This is a genomic window from Tamaricihabitans halophyticus, assembly GCF_004340875.1.
Lineage (GTDB): Bacteria > Actinomycetota > Actinomycetes > Mycobacteriales > Pseudonocardiaceae > Tamaricihabitans > Tamaricihabitans halophyticus.
This window is the reverse complement of record NZ_SLXQ01000031.1, coordinates 1-23,672: the sequence shown is the minus strand read 5'-3', so window position 1 is coordinate 23,672 and position 23,672 is coordinate 1. Positions and strand designations below refer to the sequence as shown.

Sequence of the window (23,672 nt, the reverse complement as noted above, 5' to 3'; positions counted from 1 at the left end):
CCGGTCCCATCCCGAACCCGGAAGCTAAGCCCTCCAGCGCCGATGGTACTGCACCCCACCGGGTGTGGGAGAGTAGGACACCGCCGAACACACATTAAGAAAAGAGGAGTGGGGGTTCGCGGCGCACAGTCTGCGACCTCACTCCTCTTTTTTGTTCAGGAGGAATATTTCGGTGTCCGAGTTCGGGCGGAACAAACCGGATAACACAGGCGATTCGCGAGACGACGGCAGGGACGAGGCCAAGTCCGCGCGATCGGAAAGGCCGAAGAACCGGGACAGCAAGGACCGGTCGAGTCGGGGTAATCAGGGATCTGATAGCCGCGACCGGGCGGGGCGTCCCAAGGATAAGTCTCCCCGGCAGAGCGGCGGGTTTCGCCGGGACACTCAGGGTGGTCAGCGCGGCGGATCAGGCCAGCGCGGTTCAGGACCAGGTGGGTCACGACAGGGTGGATCCGGCCAAAATAGAACGTGGCAGGGTAAATCTGGGCAGGGTCGGCCCAGTCAGGGTCGCTCCACCCAGGGTCGGTCCAGTGAGGGCGGCTCCAGCCGAGGCGGATCTAACCAACAACGAGACTTCCGCGGACGCGACGGCGGCGACCGGCGTGGCGGTCCAGGTAAGCGATTCGACCAACGTGAAGGCGATCGTGGTTCCCAGGGCCGGGATCGACGCGACGACCGAAAGTACGGCGACCGTTCCGCCGCGCGGGGAGACAAGCCCGGCGGACGTGCCGGGCAATTCGGCGGTGACCGGGACAGGTTCCGCAGCGACAAGCCACGCGGTGGCCAACAGGATCGACAGCGGGACCACCGGCAGTCGGGTGACAAGCGCCGTGACTGGCAGAAGTCGGACCGGGGAGGCCGTCCGGATCGCGCCGCGGGCAGCCGGAGCCAGGACCGCCAGCAACGACCCGGGCAGCACAAGCGTGCCGAGTATGGCAAGCGTCGTGAGTACCCCGAGCGGGATCGCCCGACCCCCGCGAGCAGGGAAACCAACGAGTACGAGGCGAACCAGGACGTTCGGCCACGCGCCCCTGAGCTACCCGAAGGCGCCGAGTACAGCGCGTTGACCTCGGAGGTACGTGCGGAACTGCGCACCATCCCGAAGACGCTCGCCGAGGTCGTCGGACGTCACCTCGTAGCCGTGGGAATCCTGCTCGACGATGAGCCGGAACGGGCTCTCGAGCACGCCCGGTACGCGCGCAAACTGGCTGCCAGGGTACCTGCGGTACGCGAAGCCGTCGGTCTCACCGCCTACTACACCGGTGAATGGGCCGAAGCTATCGCCGAGCTTCGCGCGGTCCGGCGAATGAGCGGTTCGGGTGCGCATGTCGCGATCCTCGCTGACTGTGAGCGTGCGCTCGGCAAACCGGAGCGTGCCATCGAACTGGCCCGAGAAGCGAAGGCAACCGAGCTAAGCCCAGAGGCCTCGGCCGAGCTGCGGATCGTGGCGGCGGGCGCGCGACGCGATATGGGTCAACTCGACGCGGCGGTGGTGGCACTGCGCGGTCCAGATCTCGATGCGACGAAACGGTATCCGTGGAGCGCTCGACTCTTCTATGCCTACGCGGACAGCCTCGCTGAGGCCGGCAGGCAGGACGAAGCTGTGCAGTGGTTCCTGAACGCCGCGGAAGCCGACGACGAGGACGAGACCGATGCGGCCGAACGGGCCATCGAGTTGAGCGACTGACCGGAGCGGGGAATGACTGCCCTACTCGACTCGATCGACGCGCTCCTGCTCGACCTGGACGGCACCGTCTACCACGGCGAACAGGTGATCGCAGGTGCAGCGGACACCCTCGACGAGGCGCGCACCCGCGGCCGAGCAATCCAGTTCGTCACCAACAACGCCTCGCGCGCGCCAGAAGACGTCGCGCGCCAGCTCACCGGGCTGCGGATCACCGCGCGCCCGGAGGATGTGAGCACCAGCGCACAGGCAGCGGCCGCGCTACTGCGCACGCGGCTCACCGAAGGTGACACCGTGTACGTGCTCGGTGCCGAGGCGCTCGCGGCCGAGGTACGCGACCAAGGACTGCGTCCAATGACCAGTAAGGCAGATCAGGTCGCCGCGGTGGTCCAGGGTTTCTCACCGACGATCGGCTGGCCCCAGCTGGCCGAGGCATGCATGGCGATCCGCACCGGCGCCAGCTGGGTGGCCTGCAACGGCGACGTCACCCTGCCCACCGAACGCGGCATGTTGCCCGGCAATGGCGCGCTTGTCGCGGCCCTCGCCGCGGCCACCGACCGGACGCCTACCGTGGCGGGTAAACCAGAGCGACCACTGTTCGAGCAAGCACTCGCCGCCAGCGGAACCCGACACGCGCTGGTCGTCGGCGACCGATTGGACACCGATATCGCGGGCGCCCGGAACGCTGGGCTCACCAGCCTCGCCGTACTCAGCGGGGTCAGCAGTCCCCGCGACATTCTCGCGGCGCCCCCCGCACAGCGCCCGGATCACCTTTCCACCGATATCAGCGGCCTGCTGTTGCCCATCGAACAAACTCGGATTCCCAGCGAGCAGAGTTCGCCGGACCCATTCTGGGAAGTCCAGCTAGCTGGCACAACGCTGCGCGTCGAGACGAAAGCGGCCGAAGGGGCGCCGGTCGACCTGCTTCGGATGCTGTGCGCGGCGTGGTGGCCACACCGAGCCGGTGCCCCAGACGCCATCACTGGCGACCGGCAGGCCTTGTCGCTGCTGACTACGCTGGGCATCCCGGCGACACCGGCATCGCGCGGCTAACCACCGTTCGCGACCGAGTATCCGCTAGCGTTGGACCGTGCACATCAAAGATATCTGGGCACATCAAAGATATCTGGGCAGGTCGAAGGTAACTGGAGCGATATGACGCCTGAGGAAACCCCCCGGCCGGAGCCGCAGGACGAGCCGTGGGACGAGTTCCAGTCGGAGCACGTTACCGAGCAAAGCCCGGTCGAGGCGGTGGAAGCGGCCGTCGGGGCGCTCGACGGGCTAGACGAGCTTCCGCTCGACGCGCATGTGGAGCGGTTCGATTCGGTACACACCGCGCTCACCGTGGCGCTGTCCAGCATCGACAAGGTCTGACCGGTGCCGCGCAGGGCGCGTCTCGACGCTGAGCTGGTGCGCCGGGGCATGGCCCGATCGCGAGAGCACGCGAGCCTGCTCATCGCCGACGGCAAGGTCATGGTCCGCGGCATGCAGGCACGTAAACCAGCGACCGCGGTGGAAACCGACGCCCCGGTCGTCGTACGGGACCAGGATGATCCCGGGTGGGCTTCCAGGGGCGCACACAAACTGCTCGGTGCGTTGCGTGCGTTTCAACCCCACGGCCTCACCGTCACCGGCCGGCGCTGCCTCGATGCCGGCGCCTCCACCGGTGGATTCACCGACGTGTTGTTGGCCGAGGGGGCGAGCGAGGTCGTCGCCACGGATGTAGGGCGTGGACTGCTTGATTGGCGACTGGCCAGCGACGAGCGCGTGACCGTGCGGGATCGAACCAACGCGCGGGAACTGACCCCGGAAGGGATTGGTGGCGCGGTTCAGCTGGTAGTAGCCGACCTGTCGTTCATTTCGCTGCGCCTGGTGCTGCCCGCGTTGACCGCCTGCGCCACGGCCGACGCCGATCTGCTGCCGATGGTCAAACCGCAGTTCGAGGTCGGCAAGGACCGCCTCGGTAGTGGCGGCGTGGTCCGGAATCCCGAGCTGCGCGTCAGCGCCGTGCAGGACGTGCTGGTCAGCGCGGGAGAACTCGGCTGGCATGCTCATGGCGTCGTAGCCAGCCCACTGCCTGGCCCCTCCGGCAACGTCGAGTACTTCATCTGGCTGCGCCACGAGACCAATCCAGCCGCGGTGGAGCCCGGTGAGTTGGTACGTGCGGCCGTGCGCGAGGGACCGTCATGAGCGAGCCACGAGAAGTACTGCTCGTCGTACACACCACCCGGAGATCCAGTGTGGCAACCGCCGCGCGTGTCGCGGCGCAGTTCCTCGCTGCCGGATTCCGGGTTCGAGTGCTCGCCGACGAGCTTCGCGACGTCATTGCGACCGATGCGGTTGAACCCGCCGGGTGCGTGGTCGTGCCCGCGGATAGTTCCGCGGCGGCCGGCGCCGAGCTGGTGTTCGTGCTCGGCGGCGACGGCACCCTGTTGCGGGCGGCGGAACTCGCTCGCCTGGCGCGGGTGCCGGTACTCGGCGTGAACCTCGGCCGGATGGGTTTTCTCGCCGAAGCTGAGTCCGACACCCTCGAGGACGCCGTGCAGCGCGTCGTGGACCGCAACTATCGGGTCGAAGACCGGATGACGCTCGACGTCACGGCGACCCTGGACGGTCGCGAGCTCGTCCGCACCTGGGCACTGAACGAAGCCAGCGTGGAGAAGAGCAATCGGGAACGCATTCTCGATGTGCTCATCGAGGTCGACCGGCGCCCGGTATCGGCGTTCGGCTGCGACGGGGTGCTCTGCGCTACGCCAACGGGCTCGACCGCGTACGCGTTCTCCGCGGGCGGTCCCGTGGTGTGGCCGGATGTCCAGGCGATGCTGGTGGTGCCGAGCAACGCGCATGCGATGTTCGCTCGCCCGTTGGTAGTTTCGCCGTCCTCGGTGCTGACACTGCAGGTCGACGCGGACGGGCACGAAGCGGTGCTGTGCTGCGATGGTCAGCGGACCTTCGATCTGCCCTCCGGCACCAGGGTCGAGGTCGTGGAAGGCAGCGCGCCAGTTCGGTTGGTGCATATGTGGGACGCGCCGTTCACGGATCGGCTGGTTCGCAAGTTCGCGCTGCCGGTACGGGGTTGGCGCGGCCCTGCGCACGAGTAGCCGAACCTCGGCATACCAACAGCGAAACTGAGGCGGATGGCCCATCCGCGGCGCATCCGGACCGGGTTGTGCGCACACCGTGTCAGGGCGCCACGCTAGGGTTTCAGGCGTGTTGGCCGAGATGCGCATCCAGGGCCTCGGCGTGATCGACGAGGCCGTACTCGAGCTGCACCCTGGGTTCACCGTGGTCACTGGTGAAACGGGTGCGGGCAAAACGATGGTGGTAACCGGGTTGCACCTGCTCAGTGGTGGTAGGGCGGACGCTTCCCGGGTCCGCAACGGAGCGTCCCGCGCGGTCGTGGAAGGCAGATTCGCGATCGGCGCGGACAGCCCCGCCCACGAGGTCGCCGCCGACGCCGGTGCGGAAGCCGACGAGGACGGCAGCGTCATCGCCGTTCGCACGGTCAGCGCCGACGGTCGTTCCCGGGCACACGTCGGTGGCCGATCCGCACCCGTTGGCGTACTGAGTGAACTCGCCGAACAGTTGCTTGCGGTCCATGGCCAGAACGATCAGCTGCGGCTGCTGCGCCCAGGGGAACAGCGCGCGGTTCTTGATCGCTTCGCGGGACCAGCGGTGGGTGATCCGCTCGCGGAGTACCGCCGTGTCCGGCACGCCTGGCTGGAAGTCACCGCCGAGCTCACCGAGCGCACCGAGCGCGCCAGGGAAATGGCGATGCAGGCCGATCTGCTGCGGCACGGTCTCGACGAGATCGAAGCCGTCGCGCCGGAGCCCAACGAGGATGTCGAACTGACCAAGCAAGCTCGCCGGCTCGCCGACGTCGACGAGCTGCGTTCCGCGGCGAGCGAAGCGGAGCAGGCGATCGCTGGCTCCAGTGAAGGTGACCCGGAGGCGCCAGGCGCGCTTGGTCTACTTTCCGAAGCACGGCGCCGCTTGACCGGGGTAGCCGACGACACGCTCCGCGAACTGGAGCCGCGACTGGCCGAAGCCAGCATGCTGCTCGGCGAGATCGGCACCGAGCTGGCCGGCTATGTGGCATCACTGGAAGCCGACCCGGAACTGCTGGAACGGGTTCTCGCCCGGCAGGCCGAGCTGAAGAAACTCACGCGCAAATACGCCGCGGACGTCGACGGAGTGCTCGCCTGGGCGAAGGATGCCAACCAGCAGCTGGCCAAACTGGACACATCCGAGGAAGCGCTAGCCGAACTAGCCAACCGCAAGCAGGAACTGGAGACCGAGCTCACCGAGCATGCGATCCGGGTGAGCGCGGCGCGCGAACAGGCCGCGGCGGAACTCGGCAAGGCGATCAGCGAAGAGCTGTCCGGTCTCGCCATGGGCGAAGCCACCATTGAGATCTCGGTCGCCACACACCCGGCGGAGCAACGCGATCCGCACGCACTTCAGGTGCACAACCAGCTGGTACACGCTGGGGCGGACGGGGTAGACGACGTGGAGCTCCGGCTGTGCGCCCACTCCGGTGGCGTGCCAATGCCGGTACACAAGGCCGCATCCGGTGGTGAGCTCTCCAGGGTCATGCTGGCCATCGAAGTCGTACTCGCGCACGCGGATACGACGCCGACGTTGGTGTTCGACGAAGTTGACGCTGGCGTCGGGGGGCGCGCGGCGGTCGAGGTCGGCCGACGGCTGGCGAAGCTGGCGCGCAGCCATCAGGTACTGGTCGTCACGCACCTACCGCAGGTCGCGGCCTATGCCGACCAACACCTGGTCGTCGACAAGAGCGCCGAGGGCGGTGTCACCAGCAGTGGGGTGCGAGTGCTCAAGGATTCCGAGCGGGTGGTCGAGCTGGCCAGAATGCTTGCCGGGATGGAGGGCACCAAAACGGGTCGCGCGCACGCGGAGGAACTCAGGGCCGCGGCGGAAAAGGACAAAAAGGGGGACAGGAACGGCGGTAGGAAGCGCAAGCGCCGGTAATCAGGACACGCCGAGTATGCGGTCGGGCGTGTGGTGTAACTCGCACCGACTGTGAGTTCTTGACAAATCGAGTTGTCCAGGGTGGATCGCTTCGGCGTGGCACCCGGATTATCGGATCTCGCTTTGTCACTATCAGACACATGAAGCTCACCACCCTGCGTGGCCGCACGCAAGAAACCCTTCCGGGGGTAACCGGAGTGGCCAGGGTCGACCGGCGCACCGGTGACCTGCTTCGGCGGGTCGGCCCGGGCGATATCGTGGTGCTTGACCATGTCGACCTGGATCGCGGGACCGCGGAAGCCCTGGTCACCGCCGAAGTGACCGCGGTTGTGAACGCCTCGCCGTCGATTTCCGGGCGATTCCCGAATCTGGGCCCGGAGATCCTGCTTGCCGCAGAGATCCCGCTGATCGACGGGGTCGGCGCGGAGGTGCTGCGTACGATCAAGGATGGCACCAAGCTGCGGCTGCACCAGGGCACGGTGTATGCCGGCGAGCGGGAGATCGCGACGGGTATCGAGCAAACCGCGGACTCGGTCGCCGACCAGATGATCGAAGCCAAGGCCGGGATGTCCGCGCAGCTCGAAGCGTTCTCCGCGAACACCATCGAGTTCCTGCGTCGGGAGCGCACGCTCATCCTGGACGGCGTAGGGGTGCCAAAACTGCGAACCCCGATGCGTGACCGGCACGTGCTCGTCGTCGCGCCCGGCCACGAGCACGCTGAGGATCTCGCCCGGTTGAAGCGGTATATCGCTGAACACCGCCCGGTTCTGGTTGGCGTCGACCGCGGCGCCGACGCATTGCACCGCGCCGGCTACAAACCGGACGTGATCGTTGGGGATCCGGCGGGCATCGGCACACCCCCGTTGAAGGAAGCGAAAGAAGTCGTCGTACCGGCACTGCCAGATGGCCATGCGCCGGGCCTGGAGCGCATCCAGGACCTGGGGATCGGCGCGGTGACCTTTCCCGCGTCCGGAAACCCGGAGGACCTCGCCCTGCTGCTCGCTGACGAACATCGGGCGAGTCTGGTCGTGACGGTGGGCTTTCAAGCAACGTTGCGGGAATTCCTGGACAGCGGCCGTTCCGGATCCAACCCGTCGACGCTGCTGACCAGGCTGAAGCTGGGCACCAAACTGGTCGACGGAAAAGCGGTGTCCACCCTGCACCGCGCCAGGGTTTCGCTGGCGTCGGTCGTGCTACTGGTGTCGGCCGCGCTTGTCGTGGTGCTGGCCGCACTGTTCGTTTCTGACGTCGGGACCGTGTACGCGGGCTGGGTGTCGGATATCTGGAATTCGTTCACCGGCTGGGTGAAGGGGCTATTCACGTGATTTCCCTGCGCTACCACATCGTCTCCATCGCGGCGGTGTTTCTTGCCCTCGCCATCGGCGTGGTGCTCGGGTCTACGGCATTGAACGGCTCACTGCTGTCCGGGCTCGCCGACCAGAAAGGCGAACTCGGCGAGCAGGTCGCCACCCTGGAGGCGGAGCGTAACCAGCTCAACGCGCAGTTGGACGGTGCCGATGCGTTCGCTGGTGCGGTTGGCGACATGGCGGTACGTGGCCAGCTGGACAAGCGCACGGTAGCGCTGGTGACCACACCGGACGCCAAGCCAACGGAGCGCGACGCGCTCACCGAGCTGATCGAGAAGGCCGGCGGCGAGGTCAACGGTGAAGTGCAGCTCACTGATGCGTTCACGGACACCAACAAAACCGATCAGCTGCGGGAGATCGTCACCCAATCGTTGCCATCGGGTGCGCAGCTACCCACCGCGTCGGACCCAGGAACCCTCGCTGGTGGCCTGATGAGCAGCCTGGTACTGCTCAATAAGGACAACAACGAACGGCAGGCCTCGGCAAATGAGAGCACCGCCGCGCTCTCCGCGCTGGCCGAGGGCGGATTCATCAAGGAATCCGAAGGTGTGCGCCCGGCGCAGCTCGCGGTCGTGCTGACCGGCGGCAAGATGACGGGCGACGCGGCCGCGGACCAGGCATCCACGATCGCCCGGTTTGCCGCCCAGCTCGACCGTGGCGGAGCTGGCACGGTACTTGCCGGCGGGGCCGGCTCGGCGGAGGGAACCGGGCCTGTCGGGGTAGCCCGCGCGGACACGGCAGCCACCTCAATCTTGTCTACTGTGGACAATGTGCATACCGCATCTGGCAGGGTGTCCACGGTGCTCGCGCTGGTGGAGCAACTCGAGGGCGAGGTGGGCCGATACGGGGTTGCTGGCAACGCCGAGGCCCCTGCTCCCGGAGTAGAGTCGGATAATCCGTGACCGTCAACCCGGCGCGGTGCGCGCCGGGGAAGCGGGGACGTGTTACCGTGAAGTCCCGTGGGAATGCAGCAAGCGCGGACCATCAAGCACGTAATCGTGACCGGGGGCGTCGCATCGTCGCTCGGTAAGGGTTTGACCGCCTCCAGCCTCGGACAGTTGTTGACCGCACGTGGCCTCCGGGTCACGATGCAGAAGCTCGATCCGTATCTCAACGTGGATCCGGGCACGATGAACCCCTTCCAGCATGGTGAAGTATTCGTCACCGAGGATGGGGCCGAGACGGACCTCGACATCGGCCATTACGAGCGATTCCTCGATCGCGCGTTGTCGGGTTCGGCGAATGTCACGACCGGCCAGGTCTACTCCGAGGTGATCGCCAAAGAGCGCCGTGGTGAGTACCTCGGCGACACGGTTCAGGTGATTCCGCACATCACCGATGAGATCAAGAGCCGCATCCTGGGCATGGGCGCACCGGATGACAGCGGTGAACAGCCAGACGTGGTGATCACCGAGGTCGGCGGCACCGTGGGCGATATCGAATCGCTGCCGTTCCTGGAGGCCTGCCGGCAGGCTCGACATGACGTTGGCAGGGACAACTGCCTGTTCGTGCATGTTTCGCTGGTTCCTTATCTCGCCCCTTCGGGCGAGCTCAAGACGAAACCAACCCAGCACTCGGTCGCCGCCCTGCGCAATATCGGTATCCAGCCGGACGCGGTGGTCTGCCGCGCGGACCGGGAAATACCGGACGGCCTCAAGCGCAAGATCGCGCTGATGTGTGACGTGGACGCTGAGGCCGTGGTCGCCGCAACCGACTCACCATCCATCTACGACATTCCGCGGGTGTTGCACAGCGAGGGGCTGGATGCCTACGTGGTGCGTAGGCTCGGGATGCCGTTCCGGGACGTGGACTGGACGGTATGGGGAGACCTGCTCGAGCGGGTACACAATCCGTCCGAGCGAGTGCGGATCGCGCTCGTCGGAAAGTATGTCGACCTGCCGGATGCCTACCTGTCCGTCACCGAGGCATTGCGTGCTGGCGGGTTCAAGCATCGCGCCAAAGTGGACATCAAGTGGGTACCGTCGGACGACTGCGCGACGCCAGCGGATGCCGCGGTCGCGTTGTCTGGTGTGGATGGCGTGTTGGTACCGGGTGGTTTCGGTATCCGCGGCATCGAAGGCAAGATCGGCGCCATCACCCATGCGCGAACTCGGGGTATCCCCGTGCTCGGTCTGTGCCTCGGGCTGCAGTGCATGGTGATCGACGTGGCGCGCAATATGGCCGGTATCGCGGACGCGCACTCCGCCGAGTTCGATGAGAATACCAAGCATCCAGTGATCAGCACGATGGTCGATCAACGCGATGTCGTTGCCGGCGAACGCGATATGGGCGGCACGATGCGCCTCGGTGCCTACCCGGCGGTGCTGCGCAAGGGCACCACGGTGGCAAGGGCCTACGACCAGAGCGAAATTTCCGAACGCCATCGGCACCGCTACGAGGTGAACAACGCCTACCGGGACCGTCTGACCAAGGCGGGACTGGTGTTTTCCGGCACCTCGCCGGACGACCAGCTGGTCGAGTTCGTGGAGCTACCGGCGGAGACACACCCATTCTTCGTCGGAACCCAAGCGCACCCGGAACTCAAGAGCCGACCGACTCGACCGCATCCGCTGTTTGACGCCTTCGTGCGCGCGGTGGTCGAGTATCGCACCGCGGACCGCCTTCCGGTGACGCTTACCGAACCGTCAAGCACCGTCGGGGCGAGTTCGTGACGCAGCCGGAAACGCATGACTTCGCTGTAGCTTCCACAAAGGACGTCCACGTTGGACGAATACTCGCGTTGCGGTTGGACGAGGTCGTCATGCCGGGCGGCAACACCGCCCGGCGGGAAGTCGTGGAACATCACGCCGCGGTCGCGATCGTGGCTATGGATGACGACGACAACGTCGCGATGATCCGCCAGTATCGGCATCCAATGGGCGATCGGCTGTGGGAGCTGCCAGCCGGACTGGTCGATGTGGCGGGGGAGGATCCGCTCGCCGCGGCGCGCAGGGAGCTGGTCGAGGAGGCCGGGCTGGCCGCGCGCCGCTGGGACGTGCTCGTGGATGTGGCGTCCTCACCGGGCTTCACCGACGAGGTAGTGCGCGTGTACCTGGCGCGGGACCTTACGGAGGTAGGGCGTCCGGAAGGAACCGAAGAGGAGGCGGACCTCCAAGTTCGGCGGATGCCGCTTGCGGAAACGGTGCGGATGGCGCTCGCTGGCGAACTGATCAACGCGACCGCGGTGAGCGCGGTCCTCGCCGCGCATGCCGTTTCCACCGGTGCCGCGGAGTCGCGGCCCGCCGATGCGCCGTGGTCCAGTATGTCCAGGACGTTCGCCGCACGGCTGCGCTGAGCGCAAGCGCGAAGCTTCAGTCCCGCATCGGCCGGCCGTACTTGTCGGTACCACCGTTGACCAACAGGATGATGCCGTCAATGAACGACCAGATCACGCCGACGGCGATGATCGAGGTGAGCAGTTGTCCCACGGCAATCCCGGTATGCCCGGTGTAGAAGCGACCGATTCCGAAGGGCAGCAGAATCTGCAATAGCCCCGCGGTGAGGCGAGATTTGTCCGAATAGGGTTGTATTGCGCCGCCCGGCATCGCGCCGCCGGGTACCGCACCGCCTGGTTGCGGATAGACGACCTGCTGAGGGTAGGGCGCCATGGGCGCAGGGGCCGGTGGGTTCAGGAACGCCGGATACGGCGGTGGCAGGTCACCGAACACCTCGCGGAGATCCCCGCGAGTGCGACCGGCGACGACCTTGGCGACTCGGTCGTCGTATTCATGTACGTCCAACCGGCCGTCGGCGAAATGCGCCTGGAGCGACTGCATCGCCTGTTCCCGCTCGGCAGTGCCGATGCGCATCGCCTCGTAGTCCGGGGTGTCGACCATTAGTATCAAGGTATCCCATCCGCATTCCTTGGTGGGTGCGTACGGGACAGAGCCGCGCATTCGGAGCCAACTAGTTATCCCGGTTCAACGAACCCGCATGGCGTAGCGTGCCCGCGGCCGGTCCCCGGACTAGAGTCACTGCCTACCATGCCGAATACCGGACAGGACACCGAGGTCGCGCCTGGCATCAGTCAGGTGATCACAGGTTATCTGGACCATCTCGCCGTGGAACGCGGCACCTCGCGAAACACGCTGGACGGCTACGGGCGCGATCTGCGTCGGTACGGGGCATACCTCACCGCCCTCGGCATCGATGACCTTGAGGCGATCACCGATCAACACGTCACCGAGTTCCTGATCTCGCTGCGCGGGGACGTGGGTGGAGCCGCGCTCGCCGCATCGTCGGTGGCCAGGACTCTGGTCGCGGTGCGGGGATTGCACCGGTTCGCGTTCCAGGACGGGCTGGTCTCGAGCGACCCGGCCAGGGATGTGCGGCCGCCGGCGCTGGACCGGCGACTGCCCAAGGCTCTCGGCTTGGATGACGTGCTGCGGCTACTCGACACGCCAGGCGACAGTGGGGTCCGCGAGCTACGCGAACGAGCCTTGCTGGAAGTGCTGTACTCGACCGGCGCGCGGATCTCCGAAGCGATCGGCCTGGACGTTGACGATGTGGACGCCGCCGAGCGAACCGTGCTACTTGACGGGAAAGGGGGTAAGCAGCGCCTGGTCCCAATCGGTCGGCCGGCGCTGGCCGCGCTGGATGCTTACCTGGTGCGGGCCCGCCCGCAACTCGCCACCCAGGGCCGAGCCAGCCCGGCGATCTTCCTGAACGCCCGAGGAGGACGACTTTCCAGGCAGAGCGCATGGCAGGCGCTCAAGACCAATGCGGAGCGGGCAGGCCTGGCTGACTCCGTTTCGCCGCACACGCTCCGGCATTCCTTCGCCACGCATCTGCTGGAACGGGGCGCTGACGTGCGAGTCGTACAGGAGCTACTTGGACACGCCTCGGTCACGACCACGCAGGTGTACACCTTGGTGACAGTAAACACACTCCGTGAGGTCTACGCTACGGCGCACCCGCGGGCACGTCATTGAGCACATCGCTCGGCGAGCCGTGTTGGTGTGGGCCACCTGCGCGAATAGGCTGCGTTGCGTGGGAGGGAGACAAGGAGCCATGTCGACATTGAGTCAGGGGTCCGGTCGGTCCGCCAGTGGGCGCGCGGCCCAGCTCAGCCTTGCCCCGCGGCCGGCGAATGATGCCGATGAGGACTACGAGTCCAGCGCCAGCAACGCGCGCGGTCTCGGTCCGACAGGGCGCAAGCCGCGCGGGATCCCGGAGCCGCCGAAACTCGACCGGCATGGCCCCGCGCGAATTCTCGCAATGTGTAACCAAAAGGGTGGTGTTGGGAAAACCACGTCGACGATAAACCTCGGTGCCGCGCTGACCGAGTACGGCAGGAAAGTGTTGCTCGTCGACTTTGACCCGCAGGGCGCCCTGTCGGTCGGACTCGGGGTCCAGCCGCATGAGCTCGATCAAACGATCTATAACGTCATCATGGAACCGTCGGTGACGGTCAGTGATGTTATTAGGCAGACCAGTGTGGAAAGGATGGATCTGCTGCCGAGTAACATCGACCTGTCCGCCGCCGAGGTGCAGCTTGTCGTCGAGGTGGGTCGGGAGCACACGCTGCTGCGCGTGCTGCGTCCGGTGATCGAAGAATACGACTACGTGCTGGTGGATTGTCAGCCTTCGTTGGGCCTACTCACGGTGAATGCGCTCACCGCGGCCAATGGCGTGCTGATTCCACTCGAGTGCGAGTTTTTCAGCTTACGTGGGGTGGCTCTACTGATCGACACGATCGACAAGGTCAAGGAGCGGCTTAACCCGAGCCTGGAGATCACGGGGATCCTCGCGACGATGTTCGACCCGCGCACGTTGCATTCGAGGGAGGTCATGGCGCGGGTCGTGGAGGCGTTCGGCGATATCGTGTTCGACACCGCGATCAACCGGACGGTGCGTTTTCCCGAGACGACCGTTGCCGGTGAACCGATCACTCGATGGGCCCCGCGCTCGGCGGGTTCCAAGGCCTACCGGGCCTTGGCGCGCGAGGTGATCGCCCGGTGAATCGGCGTATTTCGCTCCCGGGCGCCGCCGAACTGTTCCGCAGCACATCGGGAAACACGACCGAATCCGCGCTGTCCGGCGCCGAGGATGCGCAAGCTGGATGGTTCACGCCGACCAAGGAGCCAGCGGAGTCCAGCGAAGTGGCAGCCAGCGGCACAGCGGTGGCCGAGACCAAGGCCGAACCAGCGGGTGCGCCCGCTCGTCGTGCCGTCCGTTCCGAGCGGCGTGGTACTCCCCGACAGAAGCATGACTCGAAGATCACCGTGTACGTATCCGGCGACGAACTGCTGGCCATGGAACGTGCCCGGTTGGCGTTGCGCGCGGAACACGATCTCGTGGTCGACCGGGGCCGGCTGGTTCGCGAGGCGGTAGCCGTGTTGCTTGCCGACTTCGAGGACACCGGTGCGGAATCGGTACTCGTGCGCCGCCTGCGTGACGGCGAGGAACAGCGCGGAGATGGGGGGAAGTGACCGCGCCCGTGAGCGACGAGCCGGCGGCGGAAACATCGGAACAGCAGGATGCGTCCGGACCGGACGCATCCGCTGCGTCCGCCGTGATCGCCGAGCTGGACGAGGCCGAGCAGACAGCTGGTAGTGGCAAGTTCACCGTGCGGCTGGCGAACTTCGAGGGGCCGTTCGACCTGTTGCTGCAGCTAATCTCGCAGCATGAGTTGGATGTAACCGAAGTCGCGCTGCACCAGGTCACCGATGACTTCATCGCGCATATCAAGGCGCTCGGTGAAGGGTGGGACCTGGACGAGACGACCGAGTTTCTGGTGATCGCCGCGACCTTGCTCGATCTCAAGGCAGCCCGGCTGCTGCCGGCGGCCGAGGTGGAGGACGAGGAGGACCTGGCGCTGCTCGAGGCGCGGGATTTGCTCTTCGCTCGGCTGCTGCAGTACCGGGCATACAAGCAGGTGGCCGCGCTGTTCGGCGAACTCGAAGCGAGTGCCTTGCGCCGCTATCCCCGTTCGGTCGCGCTGGAAGACCGCTACCTCGGCCTACTGCCGGAAGTCATGATCGGCATGGATCCACGGCAGTTCGCCGAACTGGCGGCCGCGGTGTTCCGGCCGAAGCCTCCGCCTTCGGTGTCCACCGCACATCTGCACGCCGCGAAGGTGTCCGTGCGGGAGCATGCCGCCATTCTGCGGATGCGGCTGGCGGAACGCGGCAGTGCTACCTTCGGCGAGCTGGTGGCCGAATGCACGAGCACCCTGGAAGTGGTTGCCCGATTTCTTGCGCTGCTTGAGCTCTATCGCGAGGCGAGTGTGGGCTTCGACCAGCCGGACCCCCTGGGAGAACTGCAGGTCTCCTGGATGGGTGGTTCACAAGAGGAGGCACAGGCGCAAGCCGAGTCCGATCGGGCTCGAGCGGACGATGAGGAGTACGGGTGACGGAACAGTCGAACGGGGACCGGCCGGACAGCGATCCGCCGGACAGTGACCCGGAGGCCCCAACGGATCTGGATACAGCGGATCTGGATACGGCCGTCGCAGATGCAGTCGAGACCGAAACCGTCGTGGTGGACGACCCGGCCGAGCATGTTGGGCGTGATGACACCGCTGCCGTCGATGCGACGCAGGCGCAGGACGAGGCCGGCGAAGCGGAAGTCGACGCGGACGGCGAACAGGTCGGACCCGCTGACGACGTCGCCAGGTCCGATGAGCCTGAGCAGTCCGGCGAGCCCGGCGACGACGAGGCCGCGATCGACACGGACGTGCCTGTGCTGAGCTCGGATACCGAGCTGGATGCGGCATTGGAAGCCATCCTGCTCGTGGTTGACGCTCCGGCTGAAGAAGAGTCGCTCGCCGAGGCCGTGGTGCAGCCCGTCGAACGAGTCGTCGAAGCGTTGCATCGGCTCGCCGGTCAGTACGACGAAGCGGGCCGCGGTATTGATCTGCGCAAGGTCGGTGAGGGTTGGCGGTTCTACACCAGGGACAAGTTCGCGCCGTACGTGGAAAAGCTGTTGATGGACGGGCAGCGTTCGAAGCTGACCCGTGCGGCACTGGAGACCCTTGCGGTGATTGCCTACCGGCAACCCGTGACGCGAACGAGGGTTGCCGCGGTACGCGGGGTGAACGTGGATGGGGTCGTTCGGACCCTGCTTGCCCGTGGGCTGATCGAGGAAGCTGGCGCGGACACGGAAACCGGCGGCACCCGCTATACCACGACCGAACTCTTTCTTGAGCGGCTCGGGTTGTCCTCTTTGGAGGATCTACCGCCGATCGCGCCGCTCCTTCCCGAAGTGGATTCCATTGATGACATCTGAGACCGAAGGTGTACGGCTACAGAAAGTTCTCGCGCGGGCGGGAGTAGCCTCCCGCCGGGTTGCCGAGGAGATGATCGTCGCGGGTCGGGTGAGCGTCGATGGTGCCGTGGTCAGCGAACTAGGTCGGCGGGTGGATCCGGACACCGCGGTTATTCACGTGGACGGCGCCCGGGTGATTATTCGTGACGACCTGGTGCACCTGGGATTGAACAAGCCGGCAGGCGTGCATAGCACCATGACCGACGATCGCGGGCGAAAGTGTGTTGGCGACTATGTCGCGGACCGCTCCGAGCGGCTTTTCCATGTTGGGCGGTTGGACGCCGAAACCGAGGGTTTGTTGATCCTGACCAATGATGGGGATCTGGCGCATCGACTGATGCATCCTTCCTACGGCGTGCTGAAAACCTATCTGGCCGAAGTAGACGGTGCGGTCGAACGTAGCGTCGGTCGGCGGTTGACCAAGGGGATCGAGCTTGACGATGGCCCGGTACGAGTCGATCGATTTCGGGTGGTGGACAGTTTCGAGACGCGTACCCTGGTCGAAGTCGTGCTGCACGAGGGGCGCAAACACATCGTGCGTCGGCTGCTCGCGGAGGTTGGGCATCCGGTCACGCGGTTGGTGCGGACCGCGATCGGCGAGGTTCGGCTGGGTGAAACCCGTCCCGGCAAGCTCCGCCCGTTGAACCGCTCCGAAGTGAGTTCGTTGTACACCACGGTGGGCCTCTGACACCGCGGGCTGTTCGCGCTGGATCAGGTTCGGGCGGGCGTGAGGCGAGACCGGATGAAGACTGCCCTGGCGATCGGCTCGACGGTGCGCGCCGCGATCGGGCCGATCACCGCCATCAGCAGGACGTAGGCGGTTGCCAACGCGACGAGGTCGGGCGGCACAGCTCCCGAGGCCGCACCGAGGCCCGCGATCACGATGGAGAACTCGCCTCGTGCGATCAGTGCCGCGCCCGCCCGAGCCTGCCCCATCCGGGCGACGCCCTGTTGACGCGCCGCCCACCAGCCGGTGGCCACCTTGGTGGCGCTGGCGACGACGGCGAGGATCAGCGCGGCGCCGAGTACCGGTGGGATCGTCCGAGGATCGGTGTTCAGTCCGAACACCACGAAGAACATCGCGGCGAATAGGTCGCGCAGCGGTTCGAGTATGCGGGCGGCGTTCTCGGCTGTCGAACCGGAAATCGCGATGCCAAGCAGGAAGGCGCCAACCGCGGCGGATACCTGCATCGCCGAGGCGATCCCGGCGACCAGCAGTGCCGCGCCGAGGACCTTGAGCAGGAAAACTTCGCGGTCCGGACTGTCCACCAGCGCCGAGACGAAGCGCCCGTAGCGCAGTGCGCCGACCAGTACCACGGTAATGACGATCAGGGCGATGCCGATCGCGGTGAGCCCGCCGAGAAAACTCACGCCGGCGAGTACGGCGGTGAGGATCGGTAGGTAGACCGCCATCGCCAGATCCTCGAACACCAGCACGGAGAGCACCACCGGCGTTTCTCGGTTCCCGAGCCTGCCGAGGTCGCTGAGTACCTTGGCGACGATGCCGGAGGAGGAGATGTAGGTGACTCCGGCCATTACGATCGCCCCAACCGGGCCCCAGCCGAGCAGCAGGGCGATCACCACGCCTGGCGTGCAGTTCAGCACGATGTCGACCACTCCGGCCATCCACGACCGGCGCAGTCCGGTAACCAGCTCCGCCGCGGAATACTCGAGACCCAGCAGCAAGAGCAGCAGAACGACTCCGATCTCGCTGGCGATCTCGGTGAACTCGTGGATGTTGTCCAGTTCGATAGCGCCACCCTGGCCGAACGCGAGTCCCCCGACGAGGTAGAGCGGGATGGGGGGACATGCCGACCTTGCCGGCCAGACGCCCGAGCACGCCAAGCGCGAAAAAGACCGCACCTAGCTGGATCATGACCAAGGCGGTGGGATCCACAGGCGACTCAATCGTCGATCAGGATGTCGCGTGCCTTGCTGATCCCTTCGGCGGTGCCGACCACGACGAGCATATCGCCGGCCGTAAAGGTGAAGTCGGGAGTCGGCGAGGGGATTGCCTGCCCCGCTCGCATCACGGCGACGATGGAAACTCCCGTACGGCTACGTAACGATGTATCGCCGAGCGTGCGCCCGTCGAAAGGCGAACTGGGCCGAATCGGCAGCTGTTTGGTGTTGATTCCCGGTAGGTCGCGGTGTTCCTCGGTGAGCTGGGCGACCAGTTGGGGCGCGCCTAGCAGGTTGGCCAGTGCGGATGCCTCGTCACCGGTCAACGGCAGCGAGGCCAGGCATGCGTCCGGATCATCCGATTTTGATACGATTAACTCGGTTTGGCCGTCCTTGTGGGTGACCACGCCAACTCGCCGTCCGGCCTGGATGGCGAAGTCCTTGCGGACGCCAATGCCCGGCAGCGGCGTAACCTCGACATTCACATGCCCAGCCTACGCCGCTGGTCGCGTGCTGGCTGGGCACAGCTCGTCGTGTCGTTCCACGCATTCAGCCGGTCAAGGGTGCGCTTGTTCGCAGCGCGGACTTGACCGGCAGAATGTCGGGCTGGACTGCGGCAATGACAAACGGGATACGACGAAGCGAGGAGTGCCGGTGGCTGGCGGACAATTGGACGGTGTTGTCGCGCTCGACGGGCCGTCCGGCACGGGTAAATCGACCGTCGCCCGGGAGCTGGCCAGGCGGACAGGGGCCGGCTACCTGGACACCGGGGCGATGTACCGCGCGATGACTCTCGCCGTCCTACGCGCGGGTGTTCCGCCAACCGACGCCGACCAGGTCATCCGGATCATCCGGGCCGCGACACTGCGGATTGTCACTGATCCGGACAATCCGAAAGTTTCGCTCGATGACGTCGATGTGGCCGCCGAGATCAGGGGAGCCGAGGTGACCTCGGCGGTATCGGCCGTATCGGCCGTGCCCGAGGTCCGTGAACTACTCGTGCGAGAGCAGCGGGAGATCATCGCGCGGGTATCCGCGGCGGTCGGTGGCATCGTCGTGGAAGGAAGGGATATCGGCACGGTCGTCGCGCCGGAAGCGCGGCTGAAGGTTTACCTGACGGCCTCGGCTGATACCCGCGCGCAACGCAGGAGCACGCAGGACACCGCGGCTGGCCGATCGGCCGATCTGGCCGCCACCCGTGCCGATGTGCAGCGGCGTGACCAGCTGGATTCGACCAGGGCCAGCTCGCCGTTGCGGGCGGCCGAGGATGCGCTCGTTCTGGACACCACGGAGCTGGACGTGGCTGGTGTGCTCGCCGAGCTCACTGAGCTGATCGAGTCACGAGGGATGGTTAACGGTGCCGAGGCGGCGGCGCGTGACTGAACTTCCGGAGGGGGCCTGGCCCCGGTTCCACGACTTCTGCCGGAAAGTGGCGGATTGGTTGTATCGCCCGACCTACCGGCTGCGGGTGACGGGGCTGTCGAACGTGCCGGCAGCCGGGCCGGTCGTACTGGTTGCCAATCACAGTTCCCTCGTGGAGCCACAGATGATCTTTGGTGCGTTACCGAGGCGAGCGGTGTTCTTGGTTAAACGCGAACTGTTCCGTGGGGTCGTTGGCTGGCTACTGCACCGAATGGGGCAGATCTCCGTGCGGCGCAACGAGCCAGATCGGGCGGCGCTGAGCACGGCCGTCCGCGTACTGCGTGCCGGTGGGCTGGTGGCGGTGTTCCCGGAGGGAAGTAGAGGGCGCGGGGATATGGCGACCGCGCATGGGGGAGCGGCCTGGCTGGTCCGCGCCTCCGGGGCGCGAGTGCTGCCGGTGGCGTGCCGTGGGACGCTACGACCGCCGGGTGTTCGGCGGCGGTTTCGGCCGGTGGTGGATTTGGCGATTGGTAAACCGCTCGACCTGGATGTCGCGCGGGGCCGCGCGGGTTTGGACGAGGCGACCGAGCGGCTCCGGAAGACGCTGGCGGAGCTGGTGCGTGAGCTGGATGAACGACGCGCGGAAAGTGGGATCGAGAAGTGACTGAGCCAGAGCTCTCGCCGGCGGACGGGACGTGGAGCACGGAATCGGACTGGGCTGAGCTTGACGCGGCCGCGCAGGCGGAACTCGGGGCTGACGAGGGAGAGGCGCCGGCCCAACCGGTACTCGCAGTCGTCGGCAGGCCGAACGTCGGAAAGTCCACATTGGTCAACCGTCTACTCGGTCGCCGGGAGGCGGTTGTGCAGGACGTGCCCGGGGTAACTCGGGATCGCGTGGCCTATGACGGATTGTGGAATGGACGGCGTTTCACCGTTGTGGACACCGGAGGCTGGGAGCCGGATGCGACTGGGCTGCGTGCCTCGGTAGCGGCGCAGGCGGAGATGGCGATCGCGACGGCGGACGCGGTACTGCTCGTGGTGGACGCGACCGTGGGTGCGACGACCACCGACGAGGCGGTGGCGAAGGTGTTGCGTAGGGCGAAGCAGCCAGTGTTGCTTGCGGCGAACAAAGTGGACGATGAGCGGTTGCTGGCGGATACTGCGGCGTTGTGGTCGCTTGGGCTTGGTGAGCCGATGCCGGTCAGTGCCTTGCACGGGCGGCGTTCCGGGGATCTGCTTGACGCGGTGGTGCAGGCGTTGCCGGATGCGCCGCGCGATGCCGAACGGGGGCGCGGGCCGCGCAGGGTGGCGCTGGTCGGGAAACCGAACGTGGGAAAGTCCAGCTTGTTGAACAAGCTGACGGGCGAGCAGCGTGCGGTGGTACATGAGGTCGCCGGTACGACCGTGGATCCGGTCGACTCATTGGTCGAGCTGGACGACGAGGTATGGCGGTTCGTCGATACGGCGGGGCTGCGCAAGCGGGTGAAGACCGCGAGTGGCGCGGAGTACTACGCGTCGTTGCGTACGAAGGCGGCGCTGGACGCGGCCGAGGTCGCGATCATGTTGCTGGACGCGAGCGAGCCGATCAGCGAGCAGGACCTGCGGGTACTCACCATGGTCGTCGAGGCTGGTCGGGCTTGCGTGCTGGCGATGAACAAATGGGACCTCGTCGACGAAGAACGCAGGCACCAGCTGGTCCGTGAACTGGAACGTGGCCTGGTGCGCGTGCCGTGGGCGGAACGGGTGAACGTGTCGGCGCTGACTGGCCGAGCGGTGCGGAAGCTGGCTCCGGCGTTGCGAACTGCGCTGGACTCGTGGGACCGGCGGGTGCCGACCGGGCAGCTGAACGCTTGGTTGTCCGAGCTGATCGCCGCGACGCCGCCACCGGTACGTGGTGGGAAGCAGCCAAAGGTGCTCTTCGCTACCCAGGCGCAGACGAGGCCGCCAACATTCGTGCTGTTCACGACGGGTTTCCTCGAGGCAAGCTATCGGCGGTTCCTCGAGCGCAAACTACGCGAGCAGTTCGGGTTCCCTGGCAGCCCGGTGCGAATCTCGATCCGCGTCCGGGAGAAGCGCCCGGGTAAGAAGCGTTGAGTCAGGTGCGGTAGGCTAACGCTCGCATCCGGTGCTTCGGATGTGGCCGGGACGTGGCGCAGCTTGGTAGCGCACTTGACTGGGGGTCAAGGGGTCGTGGGTTCGAATCCCGCCGTCCCGACGGTCGAAAAGTGCCCCTGATCTGGATATGTGCCCAGGTCAGGGGCACTTTTGTGCCTACAAGTTGATTCAGCGAGTCAGATCCAGAATGCGTCGCCGGCTGGCTGCCTGACTAACTGCCTGACTAACTGTTTCGGGTGGTGCGGGGGAAGATGTCGTTCATGGCGGTGGCTCCCTCGACCATGACGGGGCGGATTTGGTGTCGGTAGACGGCCTCGGTGACGGCCGTGCCGCTGTGGCCGACGAGTTTGGCGATGTCTTCGATGGCTACGCCGGAGTCGGAGAGTAGGGATACGAAGGAGTGGCGCATCTCGCGGGGTGTCCAGTCTTCGGGTGCGAGTCCGGCGGTTTTGACGACTTTGCGGAAGCCGCGTCGGACGTTGTGGGCGTCGAGTTCGGTGCCGACTGTGGAGGCGAATACGAGTCCGTTGTCGTGCCAGCGGTTGCCGGCTTTGTGGCGGATGTGGTGTTGGCGGAGGCGGTGTAGGCGGAGGGCGACGACGCAGCGGGTGGGCATGGCGAGGGTGCGTCGCGATTTTTTGGTTTTGGTGTCGCCGCCGTCGCGGACGGAGTGCCATACGGCGATCGAGGGCAGCGTGACTGGAACGGTGTTCTTGTTTCCGTAGAAGTCGACGTGGTCCCAGGTGAGCACGCGGAGTTCCTCGGTTCGGGCTCCGATGAGTATGGAGAGAACGATGTAGGCGTGCAGGGGTGAGTGTTCGGATGCCGTGAGTACCGCGACGGCTTGGTCGAAAGTTAGGGATTTGGAGGGGCGGCCCTCAAGCCCGGTGGGTATATCGCAGAGGCCAACGACGTTGCGTTTCACTTTGTCTCGTGCTTGGGCGTGTTTAACGGATCGGTTCAAGATTGAGTGCAGGAGTCGGACCGTTCGGGTGCTGACGAGGGTGGCGCGGTCAGCGAGCCATTTGTCAACGTCTTCCGCGGCCAGTTCGCGGAGTTTGCGTTTCCCGAGCTGCGGCAGCAGGTGAAGTCGGGCAAGGTTCTCATAGTTATCTTTAGTTTCAGTGCTTCTGCCCGCCAATCCGTAAGCGAGCCAGTTGAGCACGGCGTCGCCCACGGTATAACGAACTGAACCGGATGGAGTGCCGTCGTCGAGGTCACGGACAAGCTCCTTGAGAAGTTGCTTGGCCTTTTCCTTTTTCACTGCGCTTCGGCTGGTGGTGATGCGTTCACCGGATGGTTTGTACCCGATGGTGACTTCGACGATCCACCGTTGGCGTCGCTCGGACCAATAGAGGCTGCCGTCGCCGCGGTTACGCCGCTTGGTCATTGGTGTCCTCCTTGGCTACGAGTAGTTCGACGTATTCCTCAATGCTTTGGTGTGGTACTAGGCGGTTCTTACCTTGCTTGACGGTGCGCAGGCGTCTCGCTCGGACTTCCTGGTAGAAAACCGACCTGCTCATCGAGAGCAGTTGCAGCGCTTCCGGTATGCGGTAGAGGTGGCGACGGGGTACGCCGTCGTAGTGGTTCGCCATGGGTGGTGTTCCCTTCGTGGTTGCTTGGTGTGAGTGACGCGCTGGGTGTCCGTCCCATCCGTCCCAAGCGTCCCGGTGCTGGTCAGGGCGGGACGCTTTGTGGTGGTGGGACGCTTTGATCCGTCCCAGGTGTGTGAAGCGTCCCGGGCTGACCTGGGTGGGGACGCTTGGGACGGATTACTGGGTGGTGTGTTTTGGGTGCGGCAGCAGCAGCTCTCGTGGCTGTTCCGCTGGGGTTGGGGTGATGTCGGTGGGTGCGTGGTTCATTGGTGTGACTCCCGTGGTTGGTGGTGTCTTGGCGAGTGCGCGGGTGTCCGTCCCATCCGTCCCAAGCGTCCCGGTGCTGGTCAGGGCGGGACGCTTTGTGGTGGTGGGACGCTTTGATCC

Annotated in this window: 23 protein-coding genes, 1 tRNA gene, 1 rRNA gene and 1 pseudogene; 21 read left to right on the top strand and 5 right to left on the bottom strand. The window is 65.9% G+C overall.

What is annotated here, in order from left to right; all coding sequences use genetic code 11:
* Window positions 1–89: ribosomal RNA gene (gene rrf / locus EV191_RS29555) — 5S ribosomal RNA — on the top strand; the annotation flags it as partial.
* Between the two features lie 347 nt (window positions 90–436).
* Here the strand turns inward: rrf and EV191_RS30765 are convergent.
* The gene (locus EV191_RS30765; RefSeq protein ID WP_243659334.1) at window positions 437–808 is read right to left on the bottom strand and encodes a hypothetical protein; all 372 of its coding nucleotides are present in this window, start codon (window positions 806–808) and stop codon (window positions 437–439) included.
* A 255-nt stretch (window positions 809–1,063) separates the two neighbouring features.
* On the opposite strand from EV191_RS30765, the gene EV191_RS30760 reads away from it, so the two are divergent.
* The 10 genes from EV191_RS30760 (at window position 1,064) to EV191_RS29505 (ending at window position 11,338) form a co-directional block, all read left to right on the top strand.
* Complete coding sequence (locus tag EV191_RS30760) at window positions 1,064–1,687, top strand: tetratricopeptide repeat protein (protein WP_243659333.1); 624 nt, start codon at window positions 1,064–1,066, stop codon at window positions 1,685–1,687.
* 12 nt (window positions 1,688–1,699) lie between these two features.
* Window positions 1,700–2,737, top strand: a complete 1,038-nt coding sequence (locus EV191_RS29545) for an HAD-IIA family hydrolase (RefSeq protein ID WP_132881355.1) — start codon at window positions 1,700–1,702, stop codon at window positions 2,735–2,737.
* A 102-nt stretch (window positions 2,738–2,839) separates the two neighbouring features.
* On the top strand, window positions 2,840–3,058 hold the full coding sequence (locus EV191_RS29540; protein WP_132881354.1) for a hypothetical protein: 219 nt from the start codon (window positions 2,840–2,842) through the stop codon (window positions 3,056–3,058).
* 3 nt (window positions 3,059–3,061) lie between these two features.
* Window positions 3,062–3,874, top strand: a complete 813-nt coding sequence (locus tag EV191_RS29535) for a TlyA family RNA methyltransferase (RefSeq protein WP_132881352.1) — start codon at window positions 3,062–3,064, stop codon at window positions 3,872–3,874.
* On the top strand, window positions 3,871–4,785 hold the full coding sequence (locus EV191_RS29530) for an NAD kinase (protein WP_132881351.1): 915 nt from the start codon (window positions 3,871–3,873) through the stop codon (window positions 4,783–4,785). Before EV191_RS29535 ends, EV191_RS29530 begins: the two co-directional genes overlap by 4 nt.
* Before the next feature lie 109 nt (window positions 4,786–4,894).
* Window positions 4,895–6,676 carry a DNA repair protein RecN gene (recN, locus tag EV191_RS29525; protein WP_165913166.1) on the top strand — a complete coding sequence of 594 codons (1,782 nt, stop codon included), beginning with the start codon at window positions 4,895–4,897 and terminating at the stop codon, window positions 6,674–6,676.
* Between the two features lie 140 nt (window positions 6,677–6,816).
* Complete coding sequence (gene steA, locus EV191_RS29520) at window positions 6,817–8,001, top strand: putative cytokinetic ring protein SteA (RefSeq protein WP_132881349.1); 1,185 nt, start codon at window positions 6,817–6,819, stop codon at window positions 7,999–8,001.
* Window positions 7,998–8,945, top strand: coding sequence for a copper transporter (locus EV191_RS29515; protein WP_132881348.1), 948 nt, complete (start codon window positions 7,998–8,000; stop codon window positions 8,943–8,945). The genes steA and EV191_RS29515 overlap by 4 nt, the downstream gene beginning before the upstream one ends.
* Window positions 8,946–9,008: 63 nt before the next feature.
* Window positions 9,009–10,715, top strand: coding sequence for a CTP synthase (locus tag EV191_RS29510; RefSeq protein ID WP_207894873.1), 1,707 nt, complete (start codon window positions 9,009–9,011; stop codon window positions 10,713–10,715).
* Entirely contained in the window at window positions 10,712–11,338 is a 627-nt protein-coding gene (locus EV191_RS29505; RefSeq protein WP_132881345.1) for an NUDIX domain-containing protein, read from the top strand. The genes EV191_RS29510 and EV191_RS29505 overlap by 4 nt, the downstream gene beginning before the upstream one ends.
* Window positions 11,339–11,354: 16 nt before the next feature.
* Here the strand turns inward: EV191_RS29505 and EV191_RS29500 are convergent, their stop codons facing one another.
* Window positions 11,355–11,879 (bottom strand): DUF1707 domain-containing protein, encoded by a 525-nt coding sequence (locus EV191_RS29500; protein ID WP_132881343.1) that lies wholly within the window; start codon window positions 11,877–11,879, stop codon window positions 11,355–11,357.
* Between the two features lie 147 nt (window positions 11,880–12,026).
* Between EV191_RS29500 and xerD the strand changes: the two genes are divergently transcribed.
* From xerD to EV191_RS29470, 6 genes are all read left to right on the top strand, one after another.
* Entirely contained in the window at window positions 12,027–12,974 is a 948-nt protein-coding gene (gene xerD / locus EV191_RS29495) for a site-specific tyrosine recombinase XerD (RefSeq protein ID WP_132881341.1), read from the top strand.
* 79 nt (window positions 12,975–13,053) lie between these two features.
* Entirely contained in the window at window positions 13,054–14,004 is a 951-nt protein-coding gene (locus tag EV191_RS29490) for a ParA family protein (RefSeq protein WP_132881364.1), read from the top strand.
* The gene (locus tag EV191_RS29485) at window positions 14,001–14,474 is read left to right on the top strand and encodes a cobyrinic acid a,c-diamide synthase (RefSeq protein WP_132881340.1); all 474 of its coding nucleotides are present in this window, start codon (window positions 14,001–14,003) and stop codon (window positions 14,472–14,474) included. Before EV191_RS29490 ends, EV191_RS29485 begins: the two co-directional genes overlap by 4 nt.
* 83 nt (window positions 14,475–14,557) lie before the next feature.
* On the top strand, window positions 14,558–15,397 hold the full coding sequence (locus EV191_RS29480) for a segregation and condensation protein A (RefSeq protein WP_132881363.1): 840 nt from the start codon (window positions 14,558–14,560) through the stop codon (window positions 15,395–15,397).
* A complete protein-coding gene (scpB, locus tag EV191_RS29475) occupies window positions 15,394–16,272 on the top strand; it encodes an SMC-Scp complex subunit ScpB (RefSeq protein ID WP_243659332.1) in 879 nt (292 codons plus the stop codon). The genes EV191_RS29480 and scpB overlap by 4 nt, the downstream gene beginning before the upstream one ends.
* Entirely contained in the window at window positions 16,262–16,999 is a 738-nt protein-coding gene (locus tag EV191_RS29470) for a pseudouridine synthase (RefSeq protein ID WP_132881338.1), read from the top strand. The genes scpB and EV191_RS29470 overlap by 11 nt, the downstream gene beginning before the upstream one ends.
* Window positions 17,000–17,022: 23 nt before the next feature.
* Here the strand turns inward: EV191_RS29470 and EV191_RS29465 are convergent.
* Both EV191_RS29465 and EV191_RS29460 read right to left on the bottom strand, forming a co-directional pair.
* Window positions 17,023–18,208: pseudogene (locus tag EV191_RS29465) on the bottom strand (cation:proton antiporter).
* 7 nt (window positions 18,209–18,215) lie between these two features.
* Window positions 18,216–18,698 carry a cation:proton antiporter regulatory subunit gene (locus EV191_RS29460; RefSeq protein WP_132881337.1) on the bottom strand — a complete coding sequence of 161 codons (483 nt, stop codon included), beginning with the start codon at window positions 18,696–18,698 and terminating at the stop codon, window positions 18,216–18,218.
* A 169-nt stretch (window positions 18,699–18,867) separates the two neighbouring features.
* Here EV191_RS29460 and cmk point away from each other — a divergent pair, with 169 nt between their 5' ends.
* The 4 genes from cmk (at window position 18,868) to EV191_RS29440 (ending at window position 21,790) form a co-directional block, all read left to right on the top strand.
* Complete coding sequence (cmk, locus tag EV191_RS29455) at window positions 18,868–19,596, top strand: (d)CMP kinase (RefSeq protein WP_243659331.1); 729 nt, start codon at window positions 18,868–18,870, stop codon at window positions 19,594–19,596.
* On the top strand, window positions 19,589–20,239 hold the full coding sequence (locus EV191_RS29450) for a lysophospholipid acyltransferase family protein (RefSeq protein WP_132881333.1): 651 nt from the start codon (window positions 19,589–19,591) through the stop codon (window positions 20,237–20,239). The genes cmk and EV191_RS29450 overlap by 8 nt, the downstream gene beginning before the upstream one ends.
* A complete protein-coding gene (gene der / locus EV191_RS29445) occupies window positions 20,236–21,669 on the top strand; it encodes a ribosome biogenesis GTPase Der (RefSeq protein ID WP_132881332.1) in 1,434 nt (477 codons plus the stop codon). The genes EV191_RS29450 and der overlap by 4 nt, the downstream gene beginning before the upstream one ends.
* A gap of 47 nt (window positions 21,670–21,716) precedes the next feature.
* Window positions 21,717–21,790 (top strand) — tRNA-Pro (locus EV191_RS29440).
* A 123-nt stretch (window positions 21,791–21,913) separates the two neighbouring features.
* On the opposite strand, the gene EV191_RS29435 is transcribed toward EV191_RS29440, so the two are convergent.
* Complete coding sequence (locus tag EV191_RS29435) at window positions 21,914–23,080, bottom strand: site-specific integrase (protein WP_132881330.1); 1,167 nt, start codon at window positions 23,078–23,080, stop codon at window positions 21,914–21,916.
* Window positions 23,081–23,672 lie beyond the last annotated feature (592 nt).

Coding starts and splice junctions, on each gene's coding strand:
- EV191_RS29545 (WP_132881355.1), top strand. CDS start 1,700: ATGACTGCCCTACTCGACTCGATCGACGCGCTCCTGCTCGACCTGGAC.
- EV191_RS29540 (WP_132881354.1), top strand. CDS start 2,840: ATGACGCCTGAGGAAACCCCCCGGCCGGAGCCGCAGGACGAGCCGTGG.
- EV191_RS29530 (WP_132881351.1), top strand. CDS start 3,871: ATGAGCGAGCCACGAGAAGTACTGCTCGTCGTACACACCACCCGGAGA.
- steA (WP_132881349.1), top strand. CDS start 6,817: ATGAAGCTCACCACCCTGCGTGGCCGCACGCAAGAAACCCTTCCGGGG.
- EV191_RS29510 (WP_207894873.1), top strand. CDS start 9,009: ATGCAGCAAGCGCGGACCATCAAGCACGTAATCGTGACCGGGGGCGTC.
- EV191_RS29500 (WP_132881343.1), bottom strand. CDS start 11,879: ATGGTCGACACCCCGGACTACGAGGCGATGCGCATCGGCACTGCCGAG.
- xerD (WP_132881341.1), top strand. CDS start 12,027: ATGCCGAATACCGGACAGGACACCGAGGTCGCGCCTGGCATCAGTCAG.
- EV191_RS29490 (WP_132881364.1), top strand. CDS start 13,054: ATGTCGACATTGAGTCAGGGGTCCGGTCGGTCCGCCAGTGGGCGCGCG.
- EV191_RS29470 (WP_132881338.1), top strand. CDS start 16,262: ATGACATCTGAGACCGAAGGTGTACGGCTACAGAAAGTTCTCGCGCGG.
- EV191_RS29435 (WP_132881330.1), bottom strand. CDS start 23,080: ATGACCAAGCGGCGTAACCGCGGCGACGGCAGCCTCTATTGGTCCGAG.